This is a genomic window from Nesterenkonia sp. F (assembly GCF_000220985.1).
In the GTDB taxonomy this organism is placed as follows: Bacteria; Actinomycetota; Actinomycetes; order Actinomycetales; family Micrococcaceae; genus Nesterenkonia.
In genome coordinates this window covers 11,524-34,843 of record NZ_AFRW01000078.1, presented here as the reverse complement: position 1 = coordinate 34,843, position 23,320 = coordinate 11,524, and the positions used below count along the sequence as shown (strand labels likewise).

Annotated in this window: 17 protein-coding genes and 1 pseudogene; 10 read left to right on the top strand and 8 right to left on the bottom strand. The window is 71.9% G+C overall.

All coding sequences use genetic code 11. The annotated features are described in order from the left end of the window. Positions 1-114: 114 nt before the first annotated feature. Both GU5_RS0106345 and GU5_RS0106340 read right to left on the bottom strand, forming a co-directional pair. Entirely contained in the window at positions 115-2,010 is a 1,896-nt protein-coding gene (locus GU5_RS0106345) for a pectinesterase family protein (protein ID WP_010524742.1), read from the bottom strand. After that, positions 2,010-3,422 carry a polysaccharide lyase family 1 protein gene (locus tag GU5_RS0106340; RefSeq protein ID WP_010524741.1) on the bottom strand — a complete coding sequence of 471 codons (1,413 nt, stop codon included), beginning with the start codon at positions 3,420-3,422 and terminating at the stop codon, positions 2,010-2,012. Before GU5_RS0106340 ends, GU5_RS0106345 begins: the two co-directional genes overlap by 1 nt. A gap of 278 nt (positions 3,423-3,700) precedes the next feature. On the opposite strand from GU5_RS0106340, the gene aroQ reads away from it, so the two are divergent. Continuing rightward, entirely contained in the window at positions 3,701-4,165 is a 465-nt protein-coding gene (aroQ, locus tag GU5_RS0106335) for a type II 3-dehydroquinate dehydratase (RefSeq protein ID WP_010524740.1), read from the top strand. Positions 4,166-4,198: 33 nt separating this feature from the next. Here aroQ and GU5_RS0106330 read toward each other — a convergent pair whose 3' ends face one another. After that, complete coding sequence (locus GU5_RS0106330) at positions 4,199-5,377, bottom strand: MarP family serine protease (RefSeq protein WP_010524739.1); 1,179 nt, start codon at positions 5,375-5,377, stop codon at positions 4,199-4,201. 285 nt (positions 5,378-5,662) lie between these two features. Between GU5_RS0106330 and GU5_RS0106325 the strand changes: the two genes are divergently transcribed. Further along, positions 5,663-6,340: a Crp/Fnr family transcriptional regulator gene (locus tag GU5_RS0106325; RefSeq protein WP_010524738.1), complete on the top strand. Its 678-nt coding sequence runs from the start codon at positions 5,663-5,665 to the stop codon at positions 6,338-6,340. A 197-nt stretch (positions 6,341-6,537) separates the two neighbouring features. Here GU5_RS0106325 and GU5_RS0106320 read toward each other — a convergent pair whose 3' ends face one another. Together GU5_RS0106320 and GU5_RS17355 are read right to left on the bottom strand one after the other, a co-directional pair. Next, positions 6,538-7,026: a RidA family protein gene (locus GU5_RS0106320; protein ID WP_010524737.1), complete on the bottom strand. Its 489-nt coding sequence runs from the start codon at positions 7,024-7,026 to the stop codon at positions 6,538-6,540. 83 nt (positions 7,027-7,109) lie between these two features. Next, complete coding sequence (locus GU5_RS17355; RefSeq protein WP_010524736.1) at positions 7,110-7,280, bottom strand: hypothetical protein; 171 nt, start codon at positions 7,278-7,280, stop codon at positions 7,110-7,112. A gap of 73 nt (positions 7,281-7,353) precedes the next feature. On the opposite strand from GU5_RS17355, the gene GU5_RS0106310 reads away from it, so the two are divergent. From GU5_RS0106310 to GU5_RS0106295, 4 genes and pseudogenes are all read left to right on the top strand, one after another. Further along, the gene (locus tag GU5_RS0106310; RefSeq protein WP_033227934.1) at positions 7,354-9,660 is read left to right on the top strand and encodes a transglycosylase domain-containing protein; all 2,307 of its coding nucleotides are present in this window, start codon (positions 7,354-7,356) and stop codon (positions 9,658-9,660) included. Positions 9,661-9,742: 82 nt separating this feature from the next. Further along, a complete protein-coding gene (locus GU5_RS0106305; RefSeq protein WP_010524734.1) occupies positions 9,743-10,687 on the top strand; it encodes a metallophosphoesterase in 945 nt (314 codons plus the stop codon). 140 nt (positions 10,688-10,827) lie between these two features. After that, positions 10,828-12,685, top strand: a pseudogene (locus tag GU5_RS15865) (ABC transporter ATP-binding protein); the annotation flags it as partial. A gap of 136 nt (positions 12,686-12,821) precedes the next feature. Then, positions 12,822-14,825, top strand: coding sequence for an ABC transporter ATP-binding protein (locus GU5_RS0106295; RefSeq protein WP_010524732.1), 2,004 nt, complete (start codon positions 12,822-12,824; stop codon positions 14,823-14,825). 34 nt (positions 14,826-14,859) lie between these two features. Here the strand turns inward: GU5_RS0106295 and GU5_RS0106290 are convergent, their stop codons facing one another. Beyond that, positions 14,860-15,228: a sterol carrier family protein gene (locus tag GU5_RS0106290; RefSeq protein WP_010524731.1), complete on the bottom strand. Its 369-nt coding sequence runs from the start codon at positions 15,226-15,228 to the stop codon at positions 14,860-14,862. 31 nt (positions 15,229-15,259) lie between these two features. Continuing rightward, positions 15,260-16,309, bottom strand: a complete 1,050-nt coding sequence (locus tag GU5_RS0106285) for an asparaginase (protein ID WP_010524730.1) — start codon at positions 16,307-16,309, stop codon at positions 15,260-15,262. 86 nt (positions 16,310-16,395) lie between these two features. Here GU5_RS0106285 and purD point away from each other — a divergent pair, with 86 nt between their 5' ends. After that, the gene (gene purD / locus GU5_RS0106280) at positions 16,396-18,663 is read left to right on the top strand and encodes a phosphoribosylamine--glycine ligase (RefSeq protein WP_010524729.1); all 2,268 of its coding nucleotides are present in this window, start codon (positions 16,396-16,398) and stop codon (positions 18,661-18,663) included. A 17-nt stretch (positions 18,664-18,680) separates the two neighbouring features. Here the strand turns inward: purD and GU5_RS0106275 are convergent, their stop codons facing one another. After that, positions 18,681-19,931: an ATP-binding protein gene (locus tag GU5_RS0106275; RefSeq protein WP_010524728.1), complete on the bottom strand. Its 1,251-nt coding sequence runs from the start codon at positions 19,929-19,931 to the stop codon at positions 18,681-18,683. 307 nt (positions 19,932-20,238) lie between these two features. On the opposite strand from GU5_RS0106275, the gene GU5_RS14325 reads away from it, so the two are divergent. From GU5_RS14325 to purM, 3 genes are read left to right on the top strand one after another with little or no spacing between them, the layout of a single operon-like run. Then, positions 20,239-20,565: a hypothetical protein gene (locus tag GU5_RS14325; protein WP_010524727.1), complete on the top strand. Its 327-nt coding sequence runs from the start codon at positions 20,239-20,241 to the stop codon at positions 20,563-20,565. Continuing rightward, on the top strand, positions 20,552-22,135 hold the full coding sequence (purF, locus tag GU5_RS0106265; protein ID WP_010524726.1) for an amidophosphoribosyltransferase: 1,584 nt from the start codon (positions 20,552-20,554) through the stop codon (positions 22,133-22,135). The genes GU5_RS14325 and purF overlap by 14 nt, the downstream gene beginning before the upstream one ends. After that, positions 22,132-23,313, top strand: coding sequence for a phosphoribosylformylglycinamidine cyclo-ligase (purM, locus tag GU5_RS0106260; RefSeq protein ID WP_010524725.1), 1,182 nt, complete (start codon positions 22,132-22,134; stop codon positions 23,311-23,313). The genes purF and purM overlap by 4 nt, the downstream gene beginning before the upstream one ends. Positions 23,314-23,320 lie beyond the last annotated feature (7 nt).

Here is a 23,320-nt window from a genome sequence, read left to right as displayed (position 1 = left end):
CTTCCCGGCTGATCCGCCGCACGCGCGGCGCGCACCGGACGGGCCCCGGGCCCTCCCCGACGGGAGGACCCGGGGCCCGTCATCGTGCGGAGCCTGCCGACGCGCCGGCCGGCCTCACACGCCGGCCAGCTCCAGCCGACGGCGCGGGCTCAGCAGCGCCGTCGCGTCGACGGCGGTGCCGAGCAGCTGCGGGGCCCATCCGTCGCCGCCGTGCAGATGCGCGGCGACGGTGTGCTCCGCGGCCGCCTCCGGGCTCAGCTGCGGCCGGTCCGCGGAGACGAAGCCGCCGGGACCGCGGTTGTGATGCTCGGCGAAGCGCGCCTGTTGCCACGGGAAGCCGCTCATGTCCGTCCACGGCGACGCCTTGATGTGCGCGCCGAGCCGGGAGTCGCGGACCAGCACCTGGGCGATCGCGTCCGGATCCCCGCCGGGGTGCCACGGCCGCCCCAGGTGCACCGTGCGCCGTGCGGCCTCGGAGGTGAACCGGCACCCGTCGAAGAGCAGCCCGTGGGCGATGGACCGATCCACGCTGCTGGCGGTCACAAACCCGTTGTTCGCCGCGCCGCGGTCCCGCGAGACGATCTCGCAGCCGTCGAAGACCGCAGTCCCGCGCCCGAAGATGAAGTCGACGTCGCCCTCCACCCGGGCCTCGACGAAGTACTGCCGGGCGACCACGCCGGTCTCCGGGGAGTTCACGTACAGCGTGTCCTGGTCGCCCAGGCAGCGCACGTTCCGCAGCACCGCGAAGTCTCCGGCCAGCCGCAGTGCGACCGCCTGGCGCCCGGAGATCTCCGGGTGGGCCTCCTCGTCGAAGTCGTTGGCGAAGGTGAGGTTCTCCGCCTCGAACCACGGCGCGTCCACACGGATCGAGGTGCTGCCGGTGGTCCCGTATGTGCCTTCACCGTCGGGCAGCGGCGTGCCGTTGGCGTTGTCATAGACCAGCACGGTGTCCTCGGGACGCTCCCCGAGCCCGATGAAGCTGATCCGTGCCTTCTCCGCCGGCACGCGCACCACCTGTCGATGCTCGCCGGGCCGGATGCCGATCAGCGTGCGCATCAGCTCGCCGGCCGGCACGGCATCGACCGCATCCTGCACCGTCGGGTGGTCGCCGTCGGAGCCGACGGTGAGGATGCGGACCTCCCCGACCGGCCGCTCGGCCGGCCAGCTGATCGCGGCCAGCGGATCGACCCGCCGGTTCCGCGCGGCGAGCTGCCCGCCGGACGCGATGCCCTGCTCGACGAGCTCGTCGGCGACCAGCCGCGCGACGGCGAGCGCCCCGGCGGCCTGGAAGTGCGTGTCGTCCTCCCGACCGTCGGGATACTGCGGATGCACGCCCGGCGCCACATGCAGGAAGAGATCCCGCGTACCCTCCGGACCTTCCTGCTGCCACAGCGCCCGCGAGGAGGCGGTGAGGTCGACCAGGTCGACGCCGGCGGCCTCGGCGAGCTCGCGCATCGCCCGCGGATATTCCCCGTGCGAGTCGCCCGCCTGCCCGGAGGCGTCGAAGCGGCGCCGCTCGACGGGGGTGACCAGCACCGGCGCCGCCCCGACGGACCGCGCCCCGTCGATGTACCGGCTCAGGTACTCCTTGAAGGTGGTGTCGGGATCGGTGCCGCGGTCCGGGTCGTCGGTCTTCTCGTCGTTGTGCCCGAAGGAGATGAGCAGCATGTCCCCCTCGCCCATGAGCTCCAGGACGGTGTCGAGCTTGCCGGCGTCGTGGAAGCTCTTCGACGAGGCACCCGACCAGGCGTAGTCGAAGACGCTCGCACCGGATCCGGTCAACAGCGGCAGCGCCTGCCCCCAGCCGGTGCGCGGACGCAGCTCGTGCTCGTAGACCGAGGCGGTGGAGTCGCCGACGACGAAGATCACCGGAGAGCGCCGCCCGCCGGAGCCCGTCGCGGCGACGGCTCCGGCGACCGGCACGGCTCCGGCGGCGACGACGGCGGCCGATCCCGCCGCCAGCGACGCGGTGCGCAGCAGCGTGCGGCGGCTGAGCAGGTCCGCGGCCATCAGTCCTCCTCAGCGCCGTCGACGGTGTAGATCGGCCCCACGTTGCCGGACAGCAGAGCCGGCACAGCCTGCGGCGCGTCGACGCGGCCGCGCAGCTGCGGAGTCCAGGAGGTGTCCTCGTCCAGCTGCTGGTCCTCCGCGACGGCGGCGTTGTGGGCGTCCAGCAGGTCGACGGGCTGACCGTCGACCAGGTTGTCCTCGCCGGAGTAGACCTCGCCGCGCCAGTTCTTGATCACCTCGTCCGCGCCGCCGTCGTCGCCGCGGAACTCGATGGCGTTGGCCTCGGCGTGCAGATGCGACTCGTTGCCGACGCCGAAGAGGTAACTGTAGTCCACCGGGCTGTCGTCGGTGGTGACGAAGTGGTTGTTGTAGACGTCCACCTGGCCCCAGCGCACCCGCGGAGCGCGCTGGCCGACGTCGGTGAAGCGGTTGTGATGGATGGTCACCTTCAGCTTGCCCGGGTCGCCGCGGTCGGCCGAGTCGGTGGAGCCGATGAGCATCAGCTTGTCGTGGTCCTCGAAGCTGTTGTAGGACATCGTCACCAGGTTGGAGCCGTTGGTGACGTCCACCGCGCCGTCGTGCATCTGATAGGTGCGGCCGAAGTATGCGGGCAGCTCGTCGTCGAAGGTCGGCGCGTCGGTGAAGGTGTTGTGGTCCAGCCAGACGTGCTCGGCGCCGTTGATGATCTGCAGCATGTCGTACTCGCTGTTCCAGTTCCCCGCATCGCCGTCGGTCGGATCCCAGGAGGGGAAGCAGTCCTTCGAGTCGCTGATGGTGAGGTTCCGCAGGATCACGTTCTCCTCGCCGTCGATGCGCAGCGCCGCCCCGGTGATCTCGGCCTCCGGCGTCGCGCCGACGATCGTCGTGTTCGACGGGATGTCCCAGCGGATGTGCTCCTTCTGGTTCTGCTCGGCGGCCTCGCGGGCCTCCTCCAGCGCGCCGGAGGGCTCTTCCTCCCAGCCCCAGGTCTCCGGATCGTAGGCCGCCAGGTACTCTTCGAGCGAGTACCCGGTGCCGACGGCGTAGTCGGAGCAGGTGAGCTGACCGCCGTCGTCGTCGGTGGCCGCGTCGACGACGCCGTGGACGCGGATGATCGTGGGCTCGTCGCCGGAGGTCTCCAGGGCGTCCACCAGCTCGGCGCGGGAGGAGACGTCGTGGACCTGCTCCTGGCTCGCCGCGGAGCCGCCGGTCGTCCCGTCGCCCGCCGAAGCCCAGCCATCACCCTCGGCGAGGACCTGACGTTCCAGCGGCGTCCGGGCCGTCTGGGCCTGCGGCGCCGCCGGTCCGGCCGGGCGGTCGGCGCCGGGCCCGGCGTGCGACGGCGGGGCGGCGACGGCGGCCGACCCTCCGCTGACCAGAAGTGCGGCAGCGGCCGCGGTGGCCGCCGACGTGGTGAGGATGCTGCGATTCATGATCGTCCTTCCTGCCTCGATGCCCACGGCCCGAGCTCCGACGGGCTCCGTCACCCCCCGGAGGCCGGACTTGTGCTCCAGCTCACATCGGGCCGCTGGAGGAAGCTCATCGCAGGTCAGGGCCCCGGGACAAGGGTGATGCCGCATCGGCACAGCGTGAGAGCGTCGGGGACTTCCTCTCCGATCGGCTTCCGATCGGCTTCCGGCCGGCGGCTAGAGTGGGAGGCGGCCGGCGCGCGACCGGCCGAGGACGCCGCCCGACCCCGCGAGGAGCCCCGATGCCCGCCGAGACCGGCCGCCTGCTGATCATCAACGGCCCGAACCTGAACCTGCTGGGCACCCGGGAGCCGGGGGTCTACGGCACTGCGACGCTGGCCGACGTCGAGGAGACCTGCCGCACTGCCGCGTCCGCGCACGGCTTCGCCGTCGAGCTGATCCAGTCGAACCACGAGGGCGAGCTGGTCGATGCGGTCCAGGGCGCCGTCGGCTCGGCCGAGGCCCCCGGCGCCGACGGGATCGTGATCAACCCGGCCGCCTACACGCACACCTCAGTGGCGCTGCACGACGCGCTCACCGCCGTCGCGCGGCCGACGGTGGAGGTGCACCTGTCCAACGTCCACGCCCGCGAGGAGTTCCGCCGGCACTCCTACATCTCCCCGGCGGCGGACGCGGTGATCGCCGGTGCGGGCATCACCGGCTACCGGCTGGCGATCGAGCTGCTCGCCGAGCGGCTGGGCGGCTGAACGTCCGCCGCGTCCCCGCACGGACGACCCTGCTCAGCCCTCCACGCACTGCCCGGTGGAGACCGTCTCGGTGTACTGGCCGGGTTCGGTGAGCACGTCGCCGGCCTGCTCGGCGGTCAGCGCGAAGCCGACGGCGTCGCCCTCCAGCGCGCGGGCGAAGACCACGCCGACGACGTCGCCGTCCTCGTCCAGCAGCGGCCCGCCGGAGTTGCCCTGCCGGACCTCGGCGTTGAGCTGGTAGACCTCCAGCGAGCTCGACGGTCCGCCGTAGATCCCCTCGATGGTCGAGATGTCCCGGGCCTGCACGACCGCCGCGCCGGCCTGGAACGGGCCTCCGGCGGGGTACCCCATGATGTAGCCGGATTCGCCGACCTCCATCGGGTCGTCGAACTCCAGCGGTTCGGCCTGCAGCTCGTCGACGGCCAGCACCGCCAGGTCCTGCCGCGGGTCGAAGTGCACCACCTGGCCGGTGACCACCTGCCCGTCGGGCAGCTCGACGCTCGGCGAGCCGACCCCGGCGACCACGTGGGCGTTGGTGACCACCCGCGTCGGAGAGACGACGAAGCCGGACCCGCTCTGGCTCTGCCCGCACTGCTCGGCGACGCCGACGATCCGCGCCACCGAGCCGGCGGCCTCCTCGGCGCCGTCGCTGAGCTCGACGTCGTCGGGGGCCTCTTCGCGCTGCGGCACCAGCGGCTGGGCGATCTGCGGGATCTCGGATTCGAGCACCAGCGTGCGCACCTGGGCGAACCACATCTCCGCGGCGTCCGGCACCGCGACGTCGATCGCCTGCAGCACGTGCGACTGCCGCATGTGCTGGTTGACCTGGGGGAAGCCCATCGCCCCGACGGAGAAGGACAGCGCGGCGATCACCAGTCCGGCCACCGCGAGGTTCAGCACCCCGCCGATGAGGGCACCGAGGGTGCGCACCGTCGGCGAGCGGGTCAGCCGCTGCAGCTCGGCCCCGGCGGTTGTGCCCAGGGCGTGGCCGGCGACGACGAGCACCAGGGCGGCGCCGAGCACCGCGATCACCCGCCAGATGGGGTCCGAGACCCAGCCGGAGACGATCGGGATGGCGAAGAAGGCCGCCGCGGCGCCCACCAGGAAGCCGGCCACGCCCCCGACGGTGATCCAGATCCCCTTGCGCAGCCCGGAGACGAACACCGACAGCAGAACGAGGGCCAGGATCAGATCGAGCAGCAGGGGTCCCATGGGGTCGAAGCTCTCCTCGGCCCGCGGTGCGGCGGGCGGACGACGGCGGGGCGGACGACGGCCTCCGCGTCGCGCGAGCGCATGATCCCAGGTCGAGGCCCCGAGATCCGAGACGATTCGACGCGGAGGGCGGCGACATGCGAAGGTGTTCGGCCGGTCGGATGATCGAAGTCCAGGTTCTCACACCCGTCTGCCCCGCGCGGGCCGTTTCCCGGGGGTGGCCTGACCTGGTAACTTCATTACCAGCGAGACCGCATGCATCTCGGAGAGGAAGAACGGAAGCCCATGGATCTTGAAGTACTGCGTCGCGCACCACTCTTCGCGACCGTCGACGACGACGTCTTCGCCGCTCTGACCGCCGAGCTCTCCGAGGTCGATCTCTCCCGCGGCAGCTCCGTCTTCCACGAGGGCGACCAGGGCGACCAGCTCTATTTCATCGTCTCCGGCAAGATCAAGCTCGGCCGCACCACGCCGGACGGGCGGGAGAACCTGCTCGCCGTGCTCGGCCCGGGCGAGGTCTTCGGCGAGATGGCGCTGTTCAACCCGGCGCCGCGCACCGCCACCGCCACGGCGGTGTCCGAGACGCGGCTGGCCGGCCTGAGGCATGAGAGCCTGCGCGAGGTCATCACCTCCACGCCGGAGGTCTCGGTGCAGCTGCTGCAGGCGCTGGCGAAGCGCCTGACCCGGACCAACGAGTCGCTGGCGGACCTGGTCTTCTCCGACGTCCCCGGCCGAGTGGCGAAGGCCCTGCTGGACCTGGCCGACCGCTTCGGCCGTCCGGCGCCGGACGGCGTGCTGGTGGCCCACGAGCTCACCCAGGAGGAGCTGGCCCAGCTGGTCGGCGCCTCCCGCGAGACCGTCAACAAGGCGCTGGCCGAGTTCGTCCAGCGCGGCTGGCTGCGCCTCGAGGCCCGCGCCGTCGTGATCCTCGACATCCAGCGCATCCGCCAGCGCTCCCGCTGAGCGTCCCGCCGACGCCTCGGCCTAGACGAAGGCCCCGCCGCACCGGCGGGGCTTTCGTCGTGTCCGCTCGTCGAGCGGCGCCCCTCCGGCCTCCGGGCGATGACTCCGTGGAAGGTGTGGGAATACGGCGACATTCCCACACCTTCCACGGAGTCATCGCCCGGGGAGCGCCCGGGGAGCGCCCGGGGAGTCGGCAGTCAGGCGATGTGCGCGATGACGTCGACCTCGACGGGCGTGTCCATGGGCAGCACGGCCACGCCGACTGCGCTCCGAGCGTGCCGGCCGGCGTCGCCGAAGGCCTGCCCGAAGAGCTCGGAGGCCCCGTTGAGCACCGCGGGCTGGCCCGTGAAGCTCGGGGCGGAGGCGACGAAGCCTCCGACCTTCGCGATCCGCGTGATCCGGTCCAGATCGCCGACCGCGTGCTTCAGAGCCGCCAGACAGTTCAACGCGCACTGCCGTGCCAGCTCGGTCGCCTGCTCGGCGGTCACCTCGGCGCCGACCTTGCCGCGGTGCGGCAGCTCGCCGTCGACCAGCGGCAGCTGCCCGGCGGTGTAGACGACGCCGTCGGCGACGACCGCCGGCTGATAGGCCGCCACCGGCGGCACGACCTCGGGGACGGTCAGGCCGATCTCGGCGAGCCGCGCCTCCACCCGGGAGGTGCCGCCGGTCGTGGTCTCCTCGCTCATCGCACTCCTCATGCTCGGCTGGTCCAGCAGGCCCAGCGGGTTCTCCGCAGATCCCGGACGGATCCTGCGCAGGTCCGACGTGCTCAGTCGGCCTTCGGACGCTTCAGGTAGGCGACGGGGGCGTTGCCCTCGGGCCCGGGCAGCACGGTCACGAGCTCCCAGCCCTCGTCGCCCCACTGGTCGAGGATGCCCTTGGTGTTGTGGATGATGAGCGGAATGGTGGCGTACTCCCACCGCGTCTGAGATGCAGTCATGCCCTCAGCCTAGCCGCGCACACCCAGCAGACGTCCAGTGAAGCGCGCGCCCGCGACCGTTACCATGGTCGACATGGCTTCCTCCAAGTCCCCGCTGTTCGACACGGCCACCACGCTCGGCAAGATCATGTCCTTCCTGGGTGTGAGCGGACTGTGCGGCGTGCTGGCCGCCGGGCTCATCTTCCCCCTCGCCGCCACCGGCGGCGCGGCCGCCGCGGCGGGCAAGGACCTCCTGGACACGCTGCCGGCGCAGATGGACGAGGAGCCGCTCTCCGTGCCCTCCCACGTCTACGCCGCCGACGGCGAGACGGAGCTGGCGACCTTCTACGCGGAGGATCGCGAGCCGGTGGAGTTCGACGAGATCTCGCAGCACATGAAGGACGCCATCGTCGCCATCGAGGACGAGCGGTTCTACGAGCATGACGGGGTGGACGCCCGCGGCCTGGCCCGCGCCGTGGTCAACAACCTGACCACCGACACTCAGCAGGGCGCCTCGACGCTGACCCAGCAGTACGTGAACAACGTGCTCATCAATGCCCAGAATCTGCGGGGCGAGCGCACCACGATCTCGGGCACCAAGACCTACGCGGACAAGCTCCGCGAGATGAAGCTGGCCGTCGCCGCCGAGGAGGAGATGACCAAGGACGAGATCCTCCAGGGCTATCTGAACATCGTGCCCTTCGGCGGACGCGTCTACGGGGTCGAGGCCGCCGCCCAGCACTACTGGGGAGTCTCGGCCAGCGAGCTCTCGCTGTCCCAGTCGGCCACGCTGGCCGGCATGGTCCAGTCCCCCAACGGCTACGACCCGGTGGACAACGCCGAGGCCGCCCGGGAGCGGCGCGACGTCGTGCTGAGCGTGATGCACGACGACGGCGTGATCAGCGACAAGCTCTACCGTCAGGCGGTCCGGCAGGACCTCGGAGCCGAGCACAACACCCGTCCCGACGGCTGCATCGCGGCCGACGGAGCGGCCTACTTCTGCGACTACGTCCGGCGCGTCGTCCTGGCCGACGATACCTTCGGCCCGGACCGCGATGCGCGGGAACGGCTGCTGAACCGGGGCGGGCTGCGCATCACCACCACGCTGGACCCGGATCTGCAGGAGGAGGCGGACGCGACCTTCGACGACAGCGTCCCGACCGAGGACTACGCGCAGGACGACACCACCCAGCAGGTCGGTGCGAGCCTGGTGACGGTGGAGCCGGGCAGCGGCAACATCAAGGCCATGGCCCAGAACTCGGAGTACAGCGCCGAGGATGACCCCGCGAGCAACGTGATCAACTGGAACACCGACTTCTCCTACGGCGGAAGCGGCGGCTTCCAGGGCGGCTCCTCGCTGAAGCCCTATGTGGCCGCGGCCTGGGTCGAGCAGGGCAACTCGATGATGGACATGGTCGATGCGAGCAAGGACCACTACGAGCGCGGCAGCACCTGGGAGGCCAGCTGCCTGCCCGGAGGCTCGTTCCAGCTCGACGACACGAACGGCTGGTCCATCGCCAACGCCATCGACGCCTACCGCGAGATGACCTTCGACTACGGGCTGTACTGGTCGTTGAACACCGCCACCGTGGCCGTGGCCAAGGAGATGGACATGTGCGCCATCACGGATGTGACGAATCGCCTGAACATCCACACCGCGCGAGGCAGCGAGCAGATGAACCCGAAGGAGCCTGCCTTCATCCTCGGCGGTGCGGAGATCGCTCCGCTGACCCAGGCGGCGGCCTACGCCGCCTTCGCCAACGGCGGGGAGTACTGCCGACCGCGGGCGATCACCGAGGTCACCGACACCGAGGGCAACGAGTATGAGGTGCCGGAGAAGAACTGCGAGCAGGTGATCGACGAAGAGGTCATCAATGAGGTCAACGTGACCCTGGGCCACATCGCCGGACACAAGGAGGGCGACGATGACCTCGACTTCCCCGCCATCGGCAAGACGGGGACGAACAACAACGAGTCCTCCACATGGTTCATCGGGTCCACGTCGGGGCTGACGACGGCGAGCTGGGTCGGCACCACCGAGGGCCAGTACTCGATGGGCAGCGAGCTCGCCGCGGACGGTCGCGAGGGCATCGAGATCAACGGCACGACCCACGAGCACGTCTACGGCTCCACCATCGCCTACCCCCAGTGGGAGTCGTTCATGTCCGAGGTCGCCCCGTCGTACGAGACCGACGAGTTCCCCGAACCGGACGACTCGCCGTGGGAGGATCCCGGGTCGACGGTGCGGTATCAGGGCGTGACGGCCGACGGGGACGGCACCGAGCCCGAGGGGGCGTCGGACGACGATTCCGACGACAGCTCCGACGACAGCTCCGACGATAGCTCCGACAGCTCGGACGACTCGGACGACTCGGACGACTCGGACGACTCGGACGACTGATCCCCGTCGGCCCCGACCGGCCCCTCGCGCGTCGGCCCCCATCGGCGGCCGACGCGCCCGATCGAGATCACGGAGCATCGCCGTGCCCGACTGCAGCACTCTCTCGCGGATCCCCCGCCCCCTGGCCCTGGCCGCCGCGGGAACGGCCGCCGTCGGGCTGGGGACGCTGGCCTACGCCGGCACGATCGGCCTGACCCGCTTCACGATCCGGCACGAGCAACCCGCGGTGCTGCCGCCTCGGGCGCGGCCGCTGCGGATCCTGCACATCTCGGACATCCACTACGTCCCCGGCCAGCGAAGGAAGTTCGCCTGGCTGCAGTCCCTGGCGGAGCTGCAGCCGGATCTGGTGGTCAACACCGGGGACAATCTCTCGCACCGCGAGGCCGTGCCCGAGCTGCTGGAGGCGCTGGGGCCGCTGCGCCGCTTCCCGGGCGTCTTCGTCACCGGCTCCAACGACTACCACGGGCCCCGGCTGAAGAACCCGTTGGGCTATCTGTTCGGCCCCTCGGCGCCGCCCGCCGAGCCGGAGCATCTGCCCACCGACCAGCTGGTCGCCGGCTTCACCGGCTCCGGCTGGATCGATCTGCGCAATCGAGCCCGGGAGACCGTCGTCGCCGGCCGGTCCGTGCACCTCTCCGGCGTCGACGACCCGCACATCGACCTGGATCGCTTCGCCGGCTGGCCCCAGGACGCCGCGCTGCACGATGCGCAGCACGACGCGCTGCGACTGGGCATCGCCCACGCGCCGATGGGCTCGACGCTGACCACCTTCGCCGACACCGGCGCGGACCTGATCCTGGCCGGCCACACCCACGGCGGACAGGTCTGCCTGCCCGGCCGCCGTGCTCTGGTGACCAACTGCGACCTCCCCCGGTCGCAGGCCAGCGGACTGTCCACCACACGCTCCTCGACCGGCCGCGAGGTCCCGCTGCACGTCTCGGCCGGCGTCGGCACCTCACGGACCGCGCCGCTGCGGTTCAACTGTCCGCCGGAGGCCACGGTCCTGGACCTGGTGCCGCGCGGCTGACGTCTCCGCGGACATCGTTCCGCATGCTCACCATCCCGCCGCTGCGCCGCACGATGCCGCTGAGACATCTCTGAGTCGCCCCTCGGACATGAGCTCGCCTCTTCCCCCGGAGTGATCGGTCAACTACACTGTGTGCTCTCATGCCACGAGATTCGCAGCTCTCGGACGCCGAGTCCTCCACCCGCCGCCGCACCCTCGTCCAGGCCCTGCGGCGGCTCGATCCGTATCTCCACGGCATCCGCCTCCGCTGGACTCTGGGCCTCCTCTCGGCCGTGGGAGCCGGCATCGTGGCGCTGATCATCCCCCAGGTGATCCAGGAGCTGGTCAACTCGGTGCTCGCCGAGGGCGCCGACTCCGGCGCCGTCTGGGGCGCGGCGGGGCTGATCCTGGGGCTCGGCCTGCTGGAGGCCGCCCTGTTCTTCCTGCGCCGCATCTTCGTCATCCCGCCGGCCTCCGACGCCGAGACGTCGATGCGCACCACGCTCTTCGACAAGCTGCAGCACCTGCCGGCCAGCTTCCACACGGCCTGGGGCGCCGGCCAGCTGCAGTCCCGGGCCATCGCCGACCTGAACCTGCTGCGCCGCTGGTTCGCCTTCGGCTCGATCATGTTCATCTCCTCGCTGGTCAGCATGGTGATCGGACTGATCCTGATGATGTCGCTCTCGCCGCTGCTCGCGGTGATCTTCCTGGTCGCCGCCATCCCCATCACCATCTACGGCCCGCACTTCCGCCGACGCTTCGTCGCCTACTCCCGGCGTGCCCAGGACCAGGCCGGCGACGTCGCCACGCAGGTCGAGGAGTCGGTCCACGGCATCCGCGTGCTCAAGGCCTTCGGCCGCGGGCACCACGCGCTGAAGAGCTTCGCGACCGAGGCGGAGAAGCTGCGCGGCACCGAAGTCCGCAAGGCCCGCACCCAGGCCGAGTTCAACATGGTCATGGTCATCCTGCCGGAGACGGTGCTGGGACTCTGCCTGTTCATCGGCCTCTGGCAGGTCGCCAACGAGGACACCACCGGCGTCAGCGTCGGCGCGCTGGCGGCCTTCTTCGCCACCGCCGCTGTGCTCAAGGGCCCGGTGGAGGGCGTCGGCATGCTGCTGGGCATGACCTTCACCGCCAAGACCGCCATCGACCGGCACGCCGACGTGATGGACACGGAGAACGCCATCGCCTCGCCGGACTCGCCGGCCACCGCGGAGGAGCAGGGGCTGCTCGAGTTCGACGCCGTGCACTTCCGCCACCCGGACGCCGATCCGGCCGAGCGCGATCTGCTCGACGGGGTCTCGCTGCGGCTGGAGCCCGGCGAGACCATGGCCCTGGTCTCGCAGACCGGCGGCGGAACCTCGACGCTGATGAGCCTGGTCCCGCGGCTGCACGACGTCACGTCCGGCTCGGTGCGCGTCGACGGCGTCGACGTCCGCGACTACGACCTGGCGGACCTGCGCTCCCGGCTCGCCGTCGCCTTCGAGGACCCCACGCTGTTCTCGGCCACGGTGCGCGCCAACGTGCTGCTGGGCACTGCGCACGAGCGCGACGCCGACGACCCCCAGCACCCCGCGCGGGCCGAGAAGCCGACCGCGGACGAGCTGGAGGAGCTCATGCGGCAGGCGCTGACCACCGCCGACGCCGAATTCGTCGACGACCTGCCGCACGGAGTCGACAGCCCATCGGCGAGAGGGGCTCAGCCTCTCCGGCGGTCAGCGGCAGCGGCTGGCGCTGGCCCGGGCGATCGCGGCCTCCCCGTCGATCCTGCTGCTCGACGACCCGCTCTCCGCCCTGGACGTGCGCACCGAGGAGCGGGTGACCGAACGTCTGCGCGAGGTGCTCGACGGCACCACCACGCTGATCGTCGCCCACCGTCCCTCCACCGTCGCGCTGGCCGACCGCGTCGCGCTGCTGCGCGCCGGCCGCATCGAGGAGGTCGGCACGCACGCCGAGCTGCTGGCCTCCAGCCCCGGCTACCGTCGGGTGATGAGCACGGCGCCGGAGCCGGACGAGCTGGTGCGCGACGGCGACCCCACCTGCGGTGCCGACGCCGCCGGGGAGACGCCGGCGGACCACTCGGCCCGGGAGACCGCCGCCGTCGACGACCCCTGCGGCTGCCCGGAGCCCGGAGCACGGCAGGAGGTGCCCCAGCATGGCTGAGCAGACCGCCGACCGGACCGCCGACCGGAGCGGCACGCCCCATGACGCCCGGCACGAGGTCCGGCGGGACGGCCGTGCCGTCGAGGTCCCGGACTTCGACGCGGACCCGATCGCCGCGACCATCGCCACGCCGATCTCCCCGGAGCTGCGCGCCGGCCGGTTCTCCCCGTCGGATCCCGACTACGACCACCTGCGCGGGACCGCCGGCGAGGAGCAGGTCCAGATGGACGCCGAGGAGCGGCGATTCATCCGCCGCCGCTCGCTGAAGCTGCTGGCGCACCTGTCGAAGGGCGTGCGGGCGAAGCTGCTGCTGACCGTGCTCTGCGTGCTCATCGCCCAGGCCGCCCAGGCCGCGACGCCGATGATCATCGCCTGGGCCATCGACTGGGGCCTGCCGCGGATGACCGAGGGCGAGATGATCGGCATGTGGCTGCCCGGCTCGGCCTACGTCGCCGCCGCGCTCACCGCCGGGCTGCTGATCATGGCCTACACCCGGATGACGGCCTCGGTCTCCCAACAGATGCTCTTCACCCTGCGCGGCGAAGTCTTCCGTCAGACCCAGCAGCTGAGCCTGGACTTCCATGAGGAGTACACCTCCGGCAAGGTGATCTCCCGGCAGACCTCGGATCTGGAGTCGCTGCGCGAGCTGCTCGACGGCGGCATCAACTCGCTGGTGCAGGGCGTCATGTTCATGACCTTCACCGCGATCTCCATCTGGATCATGGACTGGCGCTCGGGCCTGCTGCTGCTCGCCGTCGCAGTGCCGATCGCCGTCCTCGGCCGCTGGTACCAGCTGCGCTCGGAGGTTGCCTACCGGCAGACCCGCATCTCCTCGGCGCGGATGATCGTGCATTTCGTCGAGACGATGACCGGCATCCGTGCGGTGCAGGCCTTCCGCCGCGAGACGGCGCGATCCCGGCAGTACCGCCGGCTCGCCGGGGCCTACCGCGACGACATGGTCCGCTCGCTGGGGCTCTTCGGCATCCTGCAGCCCACGCTGATGGCGCTGGGCAACCTCACGGTGACCGCGGTGCTGGTCTGGGGCGGATTCCGCGTGCTCTCCGGGGACCTGGAGGTCGGCATCCTGGTCGCGCTGCTGCTGGCCACCAAGCGCGTCTTCCAGCCGCTCGACATGATCGCGATGTTCTACAACTCGCTGCAGTCGGCGACGGCGGCGCTGGAGAAGGTCTCCGGACTGCTCGAGGAACGGCCGACGATCGAGGAGGCCGAGGAGCCGGAGCATCTGGACTCCTGCGCCGGCGAGGTGCGCTTCGCCGACGCCGCCTTCCGCTACACCGACGACGGCCCCACGGTGCTCGGCCCGCTGGACCTGCACATCCCGGCCGGCCAGACCGTCGCCGTCGTCGGCACCACCGGCGCGGGCAAGTCGACGCTGGTGAAGCTGCTGGCACGCTTCTACGACGTCTCCTCCGGTTCGCTGACGCTCGACGGCGTCGACCTGCGCGAGCTGGCGCTGGACGACCACCACCGGCATGTGGCGATGGTGACCCAGGAGGCCTTCCTGTTCTCGGGCAGCATCCGGGACAACATCGCCCTGGGCCGGCCCGACGCCGCCGAGGAGGAGATCGTCGACGCCGCCTGGGCGGTGGGCGCCCATGAGTTCATCGCCTCGCTGCCCGAGGGCTATGACACCGACGTCTCCAGCCGGGGCGGCCGGCTGTCGGCCGGCCAGCGGCAGCTGATCTCCTTTGCCCGGGCCTTCCTGGCCGATCCGGCGGTGCTGATCCTCGACGAGGCGACCTCCTCGCTGGACCTGCCCAGCGAGCAGCTGGTCCAGCAGGGGCTGCAGAAGCTCCTCGGGCACCGGACCGCGCTGATCATCGCCCACCGACTGTCGACGGTGACGATCGCCGACCGGGTGCTCGTCGTCGACCATGGGCAGGTCGTCGAGGACGGCTCCCCGGACGAGCTCATCGCCGCCGGCGGCTACTTCTCCCGGCTGCACGCCGCCTGGGAGACCTCGATGAGCTCCTGAGCCCGCCCGCCCGACGACGGCGGTCCGGCCCTGCTCAGCGCATCAGCGGCAGCACCGCCGACAGGTCGGCGCGCACTCCGGAGGCGGCGACGTCGCCGGCCTCGACCGCCTCGTCCCAGGCGCGCCCGCCGGCGGCCAGCTGCAGCCAGACCTGCGGACTGAGCTCGACCACGTTCGGCGGAGTCCCCCGGGTGTGCGTGGGCCCCTCCACGCACTGGGTCACGCCCAGCGGCGGCACACGGACCTCCACGGAGTTGCCCGGGGCGACCTCGGCGAGCTCCTCGAGCAGATAGCGCACCGCGGTGGCCAGCGTGCGGCGGTCCAGCACGGCCGGGCCCTCGGCCTCGCGCCAGGCGCGCACGGCCTCGCGGCCGCGGGCGGCGGTGATGCGTCGTCGGGCCATGATCAGCGCCTCCCCGTCTCGACCGCGGCCGTCACAGCCGCTCCAGCACCGGGTCCGCCAGCCGGATGCTGCCGACCTGCTCGTCGTCGACGCCGCCGACGATGGGCTTGATGATCTTCTTCAGCACCCGGGCCAGGTCGTCGAGGTCGATCACCCCGCGGGCGGCCAGCAGGCTGAGCGCCACGAGGCTGTCGGCCCGCTGGCTGCCGTCGAGAGTCTTGACGGCCACGGCGGTGCCGTCCGGGGCGCCGACGATCAGCACGCCCTCCGCGCCCAGCTTGGCCAGCAGGCCCAGCTCCTCCATGACCACGGTGTTCGCCTCGCCGCGGCCGTGCACCGCCCAGGGGAAGTCGAGCATCGCCTGGTTCACGGTGAAGGCGTGGACCTCGGCGTCGCGGCGGGAGGTGGCCGAGGCGACCTTCGAGAAGCCGCGCGCCAGGCCGGTCAGCGACACCGTCGGCGCCGGGGCGCCGCAGCCGTCGGTGCCGACCACCTCGGGGGTCTCCTCGCAGTACTCGGCGATGACCTCCATGACCGCCTGCTGCATCGGGTGCTCGGGGCGGGTGTAGGTCGCCAGCCGCCACCCCTGGGTGCGGGCGGCGGCCAGGAAGGCGGCATGCTTGCCCGAGCAGTTGAACGCCAGTCGGGTCTTCGGCCGGCCGGCGGTGACGTGGTCGATGAAGTCCTGCTCGCGGGCGGGCCAGGCGGTCGGGCACTTCATGTCCGACTCGTCCAGCGACTCGGCGCGCAGCATCGAGGCCACCAGCTCCTGGTGCCGCTTCGAACCGTGATGGGAGCCGCAGGCGACGGCGACGGCTTCGCCGGAGATCAGCGCTCCGCTGCGCAGCGCGGCGATCGTCTGGAAGGGCTTCAGCGTCGAGCGCGGGAAGATCGGCCGCGACGGCGCGCCGAGGGATTCGACGACCGAGCCGTCGGGATCGACCATCACCGCCGAGCCGATGTGGCGGGACTCCACCGTGCCGGCGCGGGTCACCCAGGCCAGCTCGGCGGACTCCTCGACGGCGGCGGTGTGCGCCGCGGCCGGGGACGAGGACTGCTTCGCGGAGTTCGTCGCGCTCATGCCTCCAGTCTATGCACCTGCGCCTCCGCCGTCCGGGGGTTCATGGGCGGGCCGCGCACCGGGCGATTCGCGTAGGCTGGATCACTGTGAAGATCCTCGTCGTCGGCCCCGGGGGCCGTGAACACGCCATCGTCCGCGCGCTGCTGCGCGATGAGTCCGTCACCGCCGTCGAAGCCGCGCCCGGCAACGCCGGGATCGCGGCCGAGGTCGCCTGCCATGGCCTCGACGCCTCCGACGGCGACGCCGTGGCCCGCCTGGCGGTCGACGGCGGCTTCGACCTGGTCGTCGTCGGTCCGGAGGCCCCGCTGGCCGCCGGTGTGGCCGACGTCGTCCGCGCCGCCGGAGTGCCGGTCTTCGGCCCCTCCGGCGCGGCCGCGCAGCTGGAGGCCTCGAAGGCCTTCGCCAAGGACGTCATGCACGCCGCCGGAGTGCCGACCGCCGGCTCGGTCCACGCCGCCGACGTCGAGACCGCCGCGGCGGCGCTGGACCGGTTCGGCGCGCCGCATGTGGTCAAGGACGACGGGCTGGCCTCCGGCAAGGGTGTGGTGGTCACCCAGGACCGCGCCGAGGCGCTGGCCCATGCCGAGACCTGCGTCGCCGCCGGCGGCAGCGTGGTCATCGAGGAGTTCCTCGACGGCCCGGAGGTCTCGCTCTTCGTGCTCTGCGACGGCGAGGACCTGGTGCCGCTCTCCCCGGCGCAGGACTTCAAGCGCATCCGCGACGGCGGCGAGGGCCCGAACACCGGGGGCATGGGCGCCTACACCCCGCTGGACTGGCTGGCGGACCACACCGAGAAGGGGCCGGACGGCGTCTCCCGCGGCTTCACCGAGACCGTGGTCGAGCGCGTCGCGAAGCCGACGCTGGATGAGATGACCGCCCGCGGCACGCCCTTCGTCGGCGTGCTCTACTGCGGGCTGGCGGTCACCTCCCGCGGAGTGCGCGTGGTGGAGTACAACGCCCGCTTCGGAGACCCGGAGACCCAGGCGGTGCTCGAGCGGCTGCAGACCCCGCTGGGTCAGCTGCTGCTGGACTGCGCCACCGGATCGCTGGGCGCCGACCGCCAGCTCAGCTGGCGGGACGGCTATGCGGCCGACGTGGTCATGGCCGCGCAGAACTACCCCGACAGCCCGCGGACGGGCGACGTCATCACCGGACTCGACGCCGCGGCCGCCCGCGAGGGCACCGCCGTGCTGCATGCCGGCACCGCGACCGACGACGACGGCGCGGTCGTCACCGCCGGCGGCCGGGTGCTGGCCGTGGTCGGCACCGGCGAGACGCTGCAGCAGGCGGTCGACCGCGCCTACGCCGGCGTCGGCGAGATCTCCTGGACCGGCGAGCAGCATCGCGGCGACATCGCCGCCGAAGCACTGGCCGGCCGGGTGCAGGTGCCCGGCGCCGCCGGGGACGTCGCCGCTGACGCCGCGGACGCCGGATCCTTCAGCATCGCCGACGACGGCGCGCCGTCGTCGATCCCCGGCTGGGTCCACGTCTCCTCCGGCAAGGTCCGCGAGCTGCACCGACCGGCGGCGGGCTCGGCCTGGGACGGCGAGGATGTGCTGCTGGTGGTCGCCTCCGACCGGATCAGCGCCTACGACCACGTGCTCTCCACCCCGATCCCGGACAAGGGCCGGGTGCTCACCCAGCTGAGCCTGTGGTGGTTCGACCAGCTCGAGGCCGCCGGGATCCCCTCGCACGTGGTCTCCACCGACGTCCCCGACGAGGTCGCCGGACGGGCGATGATCTGCCGGGCGCTGGACATGGTCGAGGCCGAATGCATCGTCCGCGGGCACCTGACCGGCTCCGGGCTGGCCGAGTACCGGCAGTCCGGCACGGTCACGTCCATCGCGCTGCCCGACGGGCTGGTCGACGGCTCGCGGTTGCCCGAGCCGATCTTCACCCCCTCGTCGAAGGCCGAGCAGGGCGGCCACGACGAGAACATCAGCTTCGCCACGCTGGTCGAGCAGGTCGGCGCCGAGCAGGCCGAGCGGCTGCGCGAGGCCACGCTGCGGGTCTACACGCTGGCCGCCGAGACCTGCCGGGAGTCGGGCATCATCCTGGCCGACACCAAGCTGGAGTTCGGCCATGACCCGCGCACCGGCGAGCTCGTCCTCGGCGACGAGGTGCTCACCCCGGACTCCTCGCGGTTCTGGCCGGCCGAGGAGTGGGAGCCGGGCCGCGCCCAGCCCTCCTTCGACAAGCAGTACGTCCGCGACTGGCTGACCTCGCCGGCCTCGGGCTGGGAGCGCGGCTCCGACGTCGCCCCGCCGCCGCTGCCGGCCGACGTCGTCGCCGCGACCCGCGAGCGCTACCTCGACGCCTACCGCCGGCTGACCGGCGGCGAGCTGGACGGCTGAGGCCGCGCCGGACTGGCTCAGGCTCCGAGCAGCGCCAGCGGCACGACGGCGACGCCGTCCCGGCGCCGGTACGCGTGCCGTCCGGTGGTCAGCACGACGAGGTCGGCGACCCGGTCCCCCATCCGGTCGCGCAGCCAGTGCAGGTGCCGGAGGTCGCGATCCGTGACCGAGGCGGCGAGCTTCACCTCGAGGCCCAGGACGCGTCCTCCGCGTCCTTCCACGATGAGATCGACCTCGCGGTCGCCGTTGCCGCTCCGCAGGTGCCCGACACGAGCACGTGCCGCACCGGCCGCGACGCGGACGCCCAGCGTGGCCAGCGATTCGAAGAGCCGACCCGCCGTCGCCGCGCCATGGGGTGACATGAGGCTGCCGACGTCGTGGTTCAGCAGGCGTGCGGCGAGAGCCGGATCGGCGAGCTGATGCTTCGGGGCCTGCTGGAGCCGACCGAAGGGGTTGGTCGTCGGAGACCATCCGGGAACCGGATCGAGGAGCCAGAGCTGGGTCAGGTGGTCGCGGTAGGCGATCGTCGTGGACTTGCTGGGCTGACTCCCATCGCCGGCCGTCGTGGCGTCGAGCAGCTCGGAGTACTTCGTCGTCGTGGACGAGGCGGCGGCATAGGCTGCGAGCCAGCGGCGGAGCGTCTCCGGCCGGCGCACGGTGAACCCGAAGTCCGGCAGATCGCGGTCGATGATGCGGTCGAGATACGAATCGAGCAGCTCTTCGCGCAGCAGAGCAGGCCGATCGCGGATGCCCGGGAAGCCGCTCTCGACGACGGCTGCGAGATAGTCCGCCGCCGACCAGTCGGTCTCGCCCTCGATCGACTCGCCCTCTCCGTCGAGCAGTCGTCGGAGGCTCACCGTCGGAGTCGACGTCCCCCGCTCGTGCAGAGCCATCGGCCGCATCCGCAGCGACAGGATCCGTCCGGCCCCACTGTGAGTGCCCTGTCCGTCCATCGGCGTCGCACTGCCGGTGAGCACGAACGATCCGGCCTCGGCGCCGTCGTCGACCGTCCGACGCACCACGTCCCATGTCTCGGGCAATCGCTGCCACTCGTCGACCAGAGTCGTCCCGGACCGATGCCGCAGTCTCGAGGGGTCGGCCGCGAGCAGCCCGCGCTGGTCCGGATCGTCGAGCATCCATGAGGCATCGGCGCGTCGCGCCGCGGTGTCGGTCTTCCCCACGCCCTTCGGGCCCTCCACGGCGATGGCCGGGGCGACCGCGAGGAAGGTGTCGAGCTGCTGGTCCAGCGTGCGCTCGAGGTAGACCATAGCTCCACGATACCTTCAGCAGACTTCATACTGAACCTTGAACATGCCTCATACTGCACCTTCAGCATGATTCATACTGCACTTCCTGCACACGTCATAGTGCGCGCCGCTCGTCCCCTTGCTGATATCGCAGGGCTGTGAGATGTCACAGCGCTATCGCCCGACGACATCTCACAGCCCTGCGACAGGTCGTCACGACGTCGCCGGGATCCGCCGCGCCACGACGAGACTCCTCCGCAGAGTCCGCCTGACGGACGGACCCCTTCCCGATTCATCGCGCCTTCCCCGCGCCCAGTAGACTGGAGCCATGTCCTCCCGCGAGCAGCATCGGCAGGTGACGGTGCGCCATGCCCCGCGCCTGATCCCCTTCCTGATCGTCGGCGCCGCCGTCGGCGTGGTCGCCGCCGTCGTGCTGGCGATCGTCACCGGCCCGACCGAGGGGTACTCCATGCTGAGCTCGGCCGGCTTCCTCGCCGTCGTCCTCGCCCTGCCCGGCCTGGCCCTCGGGGCCCTCGCCTGGCTGATCGCCGAACGCCGCACCCGCGGGCACGGCCGCACCTACGACGCGGTGCCGCGGGAGCCCGGATCCGGCGCCGCCCCCACTGAGAGGAACTCCGCCCATGGCCAGCGCTGACGGCCGCCTGAACTTCAATCTGCTGGACGAGGACGCCGCACCGCAGGACGAATGCGGCGTCTTCGGCGTCTGGGCCCCCGGCGAGGAGGTCGCCAAGCTCGCCTACTACGGGCTCTACGCCCTCCAGCACCGCGGCCAGGAGTCGGCCGGCATCGCCGCCTCCGACGGCGAGTCGATCCGGGTCTACAAGGACATCGGGCTGGTCTCGCAGGTCTTCGACGAGTCGACGCTGACCGCGCTGCGCGGACACATCGCCGTCGGGCACTGCCGCTACTCCACCACCGGCTCCAACCAGTGGTCCAATGCGCAGCCGACCCTCGGCGACACCCCGCACGGCACCGTGGCGCTGGGCCACAACGGCAACCTGACCAACTCCGGAGACCTCTACGATCGGCTGGTCGAGCGCAACGGCGGCGAGGCCCCGGCCTTCGGCGAGCTGGCCCAGGGCAACACCACCGACACCGCACTGGTCACCGCGCTGCTGAAGGACCAGCCCGGCGAGGACCTCGAGGCCCAGGCGATGCAGCTGCTGCCGACGCTGCAGGGCGCCTTCTGCTTCGTGTTCATGACCGAGAACACCCTCTACGCCGCCCGCGACGCCCAGGGCGTGCGCCCGCTGGTGCTCGGCCGGCTGGACCGCGGCTGGGTGGTCGCCTCCGAGCAGTCGGCGCTGGCGACGGTCGGCGCCTCGGTGATCCGCGAGATCGAGCCCGGCGAGTTCATCGCCATCGACGCCGACGGCGTGCGCAGCCAGCACTTCGCCGCCTCGGACCCGGCCCGCTGCGTCTTCGAGTACGTCTACCTGGCCCGCCCCGACGCGCTGATCAACGGCCGCTCGGTCTACGAGTCGCGCGTGGAGATGGGCCGCCAGCTGGCCCGCGAGGACAGCCACGACGCCGACATCGTCATCCCGGTGCCCGAGTCCGGCACCCCGGCGGCGGTCGGCTACTCCGAGGAGTCCGGGCTGCCCTTCGCCCAGGGCTTCATCAAGAACTCCTACGTCGGCCGGACCTTCATCCAGCCCTCGCAGACGCTGCGCCAGCTGGGGATCCGGCTGAAGCTCAACGTCCAGGAACACGTGGTCCGCGACAAGCGGGTGGTCGTCGTCGACGACTCCATCGTCCGCGGCAACACCCAGCGCGCCATCGTGCGGATGCTCAAGGAGGCCGGCGCGGCGGAGGTGCACGTGAAGATCTCCTCGCCGCCGATCAAGTGGCCCTGCTTCTACGGCATCGACTTCGCCACCCGCGCGGAGCTGATCGCCACCGGCGCGACGATGGACGAGATCCGCCAGGCCGTCGGCGCGGACTCGCTGGCCTACATCTCCGAGGAGGGGATGATCGCCGCGACCGAGCAGCCGCGCTCGACGCTGTGCACCGCCTGCTTCTCCGGCGAGTACCCCATCCCGCTGCCGCCGGAGTCCCGCCGCGGCAAGCTGCTGCTGGAGGAGCCGGCCTCCGGCACCTCCGGAGCGTCCGAGACCCCCGGATCCGCCGGCTCGGGCTGCGAGCCCGGCCCGGACGCCGAGTTCGACGTCGCCGACGAGACCCCCACGGAGGCCACCCGATGACCGGACAGCCCGAGCAGGCCGGACGCCCCGAGCCGATCACCTACGCCTCCGCCGGCGTCGACGTCGAGGCCGGCGACCGCGCCGTCGAGCTGATGAAGTCGGCGGTGCAGGCCACCCACTCCTCGGCCGTGATGGGCGGAGTCGGCGGCTTCGCCGGCCTCTATGACGCCTCGGCGCTGACCCGGCTGCCCAAGCCGCTGATGGCCACCTCCACCGACGGCGTGGGCACCAAGGTCGCGATCGCCCAGGCGATGGACCGCCACGACACCATCGGCCACGACCTGGTCGGCATGGTCGTCGACGACATCGTGGTGATGGGCGCCGAGCCGCTGTTCATGACCGACTACATCGCCTGCGGCTCGGTCGACCCCGACCGGATCGCGGCGATCGTGCGCGGCATCGCCGAGGCCTGCTCGCTGACCGGCACCTCGCTGATCGGCGGCGAGACCGCCGAGCACCCGGGCCTGCTGGCCGCCGACGAGTACGACGTCGCCGGGGCGGCCACCGGCGTCGTCGACGCCTCGGCGGTGCTGGGCCCGCAGCGGGTCCGCGCCGGCGACGTCGTCATCGGCATGGCCTCCTCCGGGGTGCACTCCAACGGCTACTCGCTGGTGCGCCGCGTGCTGGAGTCGGCCGGCTGGGGCTACGAGCGCCACGTCGAGGAGTTCGGCCGCAGCGTCGGCGAGGAGCTGCTCGAACCCACCCGCCTCTACACCCGCTCCTGCCTGGACCTGGTGCGCGCGCTCAACGGCGACCCGGCCGAGGCCCCGACCGCCGACGACGCCCCGGTGCGCGGCTTCAGCCACGTCACCGGCGGCGGACTCGCCGCCAACCTGGCCCGTGTGCTGCCCGAGGGCCTGATGGCCACCGTCGACCGCTCCACCTGGTCCTGGCCGGCGATCTTCCGGGTGATCGCCGAGCTGGGCGCGGTCCCGCAGGCGGATCTGGAGCGCACGCTGAACCTCGGCGTCGGGATGGTCGCCGTCGTCGACGCCGAGCATGCCGAGTCCGCGCTGGACACGCTCTCCGCCGCCGGCGAGGCCGCCTGGGTGATGGGCGAGGTCTCCGAGCACGACCCGCAGGACGCGCGGGTGGCCGCGGCCGCCGAGGACTTCGTCCAGGGCGCGAAGGGCGTCGACGGCGGCGGTGTGCTGCTCACCGGCTCCTACACCGGCTGAACGGGAT

Coding starts and splice junctions, on each gene's coding strand:
- GU5_RS0106340 (WP_010524741.1), bottom strand. CDS start 3,422: ATGAATCGCAGCATCCTCACCACGTCGGCGGCCACCGCGGCCGCTGCC.
- GU5_RS0106325 (WP_010524738.1), top strand. CDS start 5,663: ATGGATCTTGAAGTACTGCGTCGCGCACCACTCTTCGCGACCGTCGAC.
- GU5_RS0106275 (WP_010524728.1), bottom strand. CDS start 19,931: ATGGTCTACCTCGAGCGCACGCTGGACCAGCAGCTCGACACCTTCCTC.
- aroQ (WP_010524740.1), top strand. CDS start 3,701: ATGCCCGCCGAGACCGGCCGCCTGCTGATCATCAACGGCCCGAACCTG.
- GU5_RS0106290 (WP_010524731.1), bottom strand. CDS start 15,228: ATGGCCCGACGACGCATCACCGCCGCCCGCGGCCGCGAGGCCGTGCGC.
- GU5_RS0106330 (WP_010524739.1), bottom strand. CDS start 5,377: ATGGGACCCCTGCTGCTCGATCTGATCCTGGCCCTCGTTCTGCTGTCG.
- GU5_RS0106295 (WP_010524732.1), top strand. CDS start 12,822: ATGGCTGAGCAGACCGCCGACCGGACCGCCGACCGGAGCGGCACGCCC.
- purM (WP_010524725.1), top strand. CDS start 22,132: ATGACCGGACAGCCCGAGCAGGCCGGACGCCCCGAGCCGATCACCTAC.
- GU5_RS17355 (WP_010524736.1), bottom strand. CDS start 7,280: ATGACTGCATCTCAGACGCGGTGGGAGTACGCCACCATTCCGCTCATC.
- GU5_RS0106320 (WP_010524737.1), bottom strand. CDS start 7,026: ATGAGCGAGGAGACCACGACCGGCGGCACCTCCCGGGTGGAGGCGCGG.
- purF (WP_010524726.1), top strand. CDS start 20,552: ATGGCCAGCGCTGACGGCCGCCTGAACTTCAATCTGCTGGACGAGGAC.
- GU5_RS0106285 (WP_010524730.1), bottom strand. CDS start 16,309: ATGAGCGCGACGAACTCCGCGAAGCAGTCCTCGTCCCCGGCCGCGGCG.
- GU5_RS0106310 (WP_033227934.1), top strand. CDS start 7,354: ATGGCTTCCTCCAAGTCCCCGCTGTTCGACACGGCCACCACGCTCGGC.
- GU5_RS0106345 (WP_010524742.1), bottom strand. CDS start 2,010: ATGGCCGCGGACCTGCTCAGCCGCCGCACGCTGCTGCGCACCGCGTCG.
- GU5_RS14325 (WP_010524727.1), top strand. CDS start 20,239: ATGTCCTCCCGCGAGCAGCATCGGCAGGTGACGGTGCGCCATGCCCCG.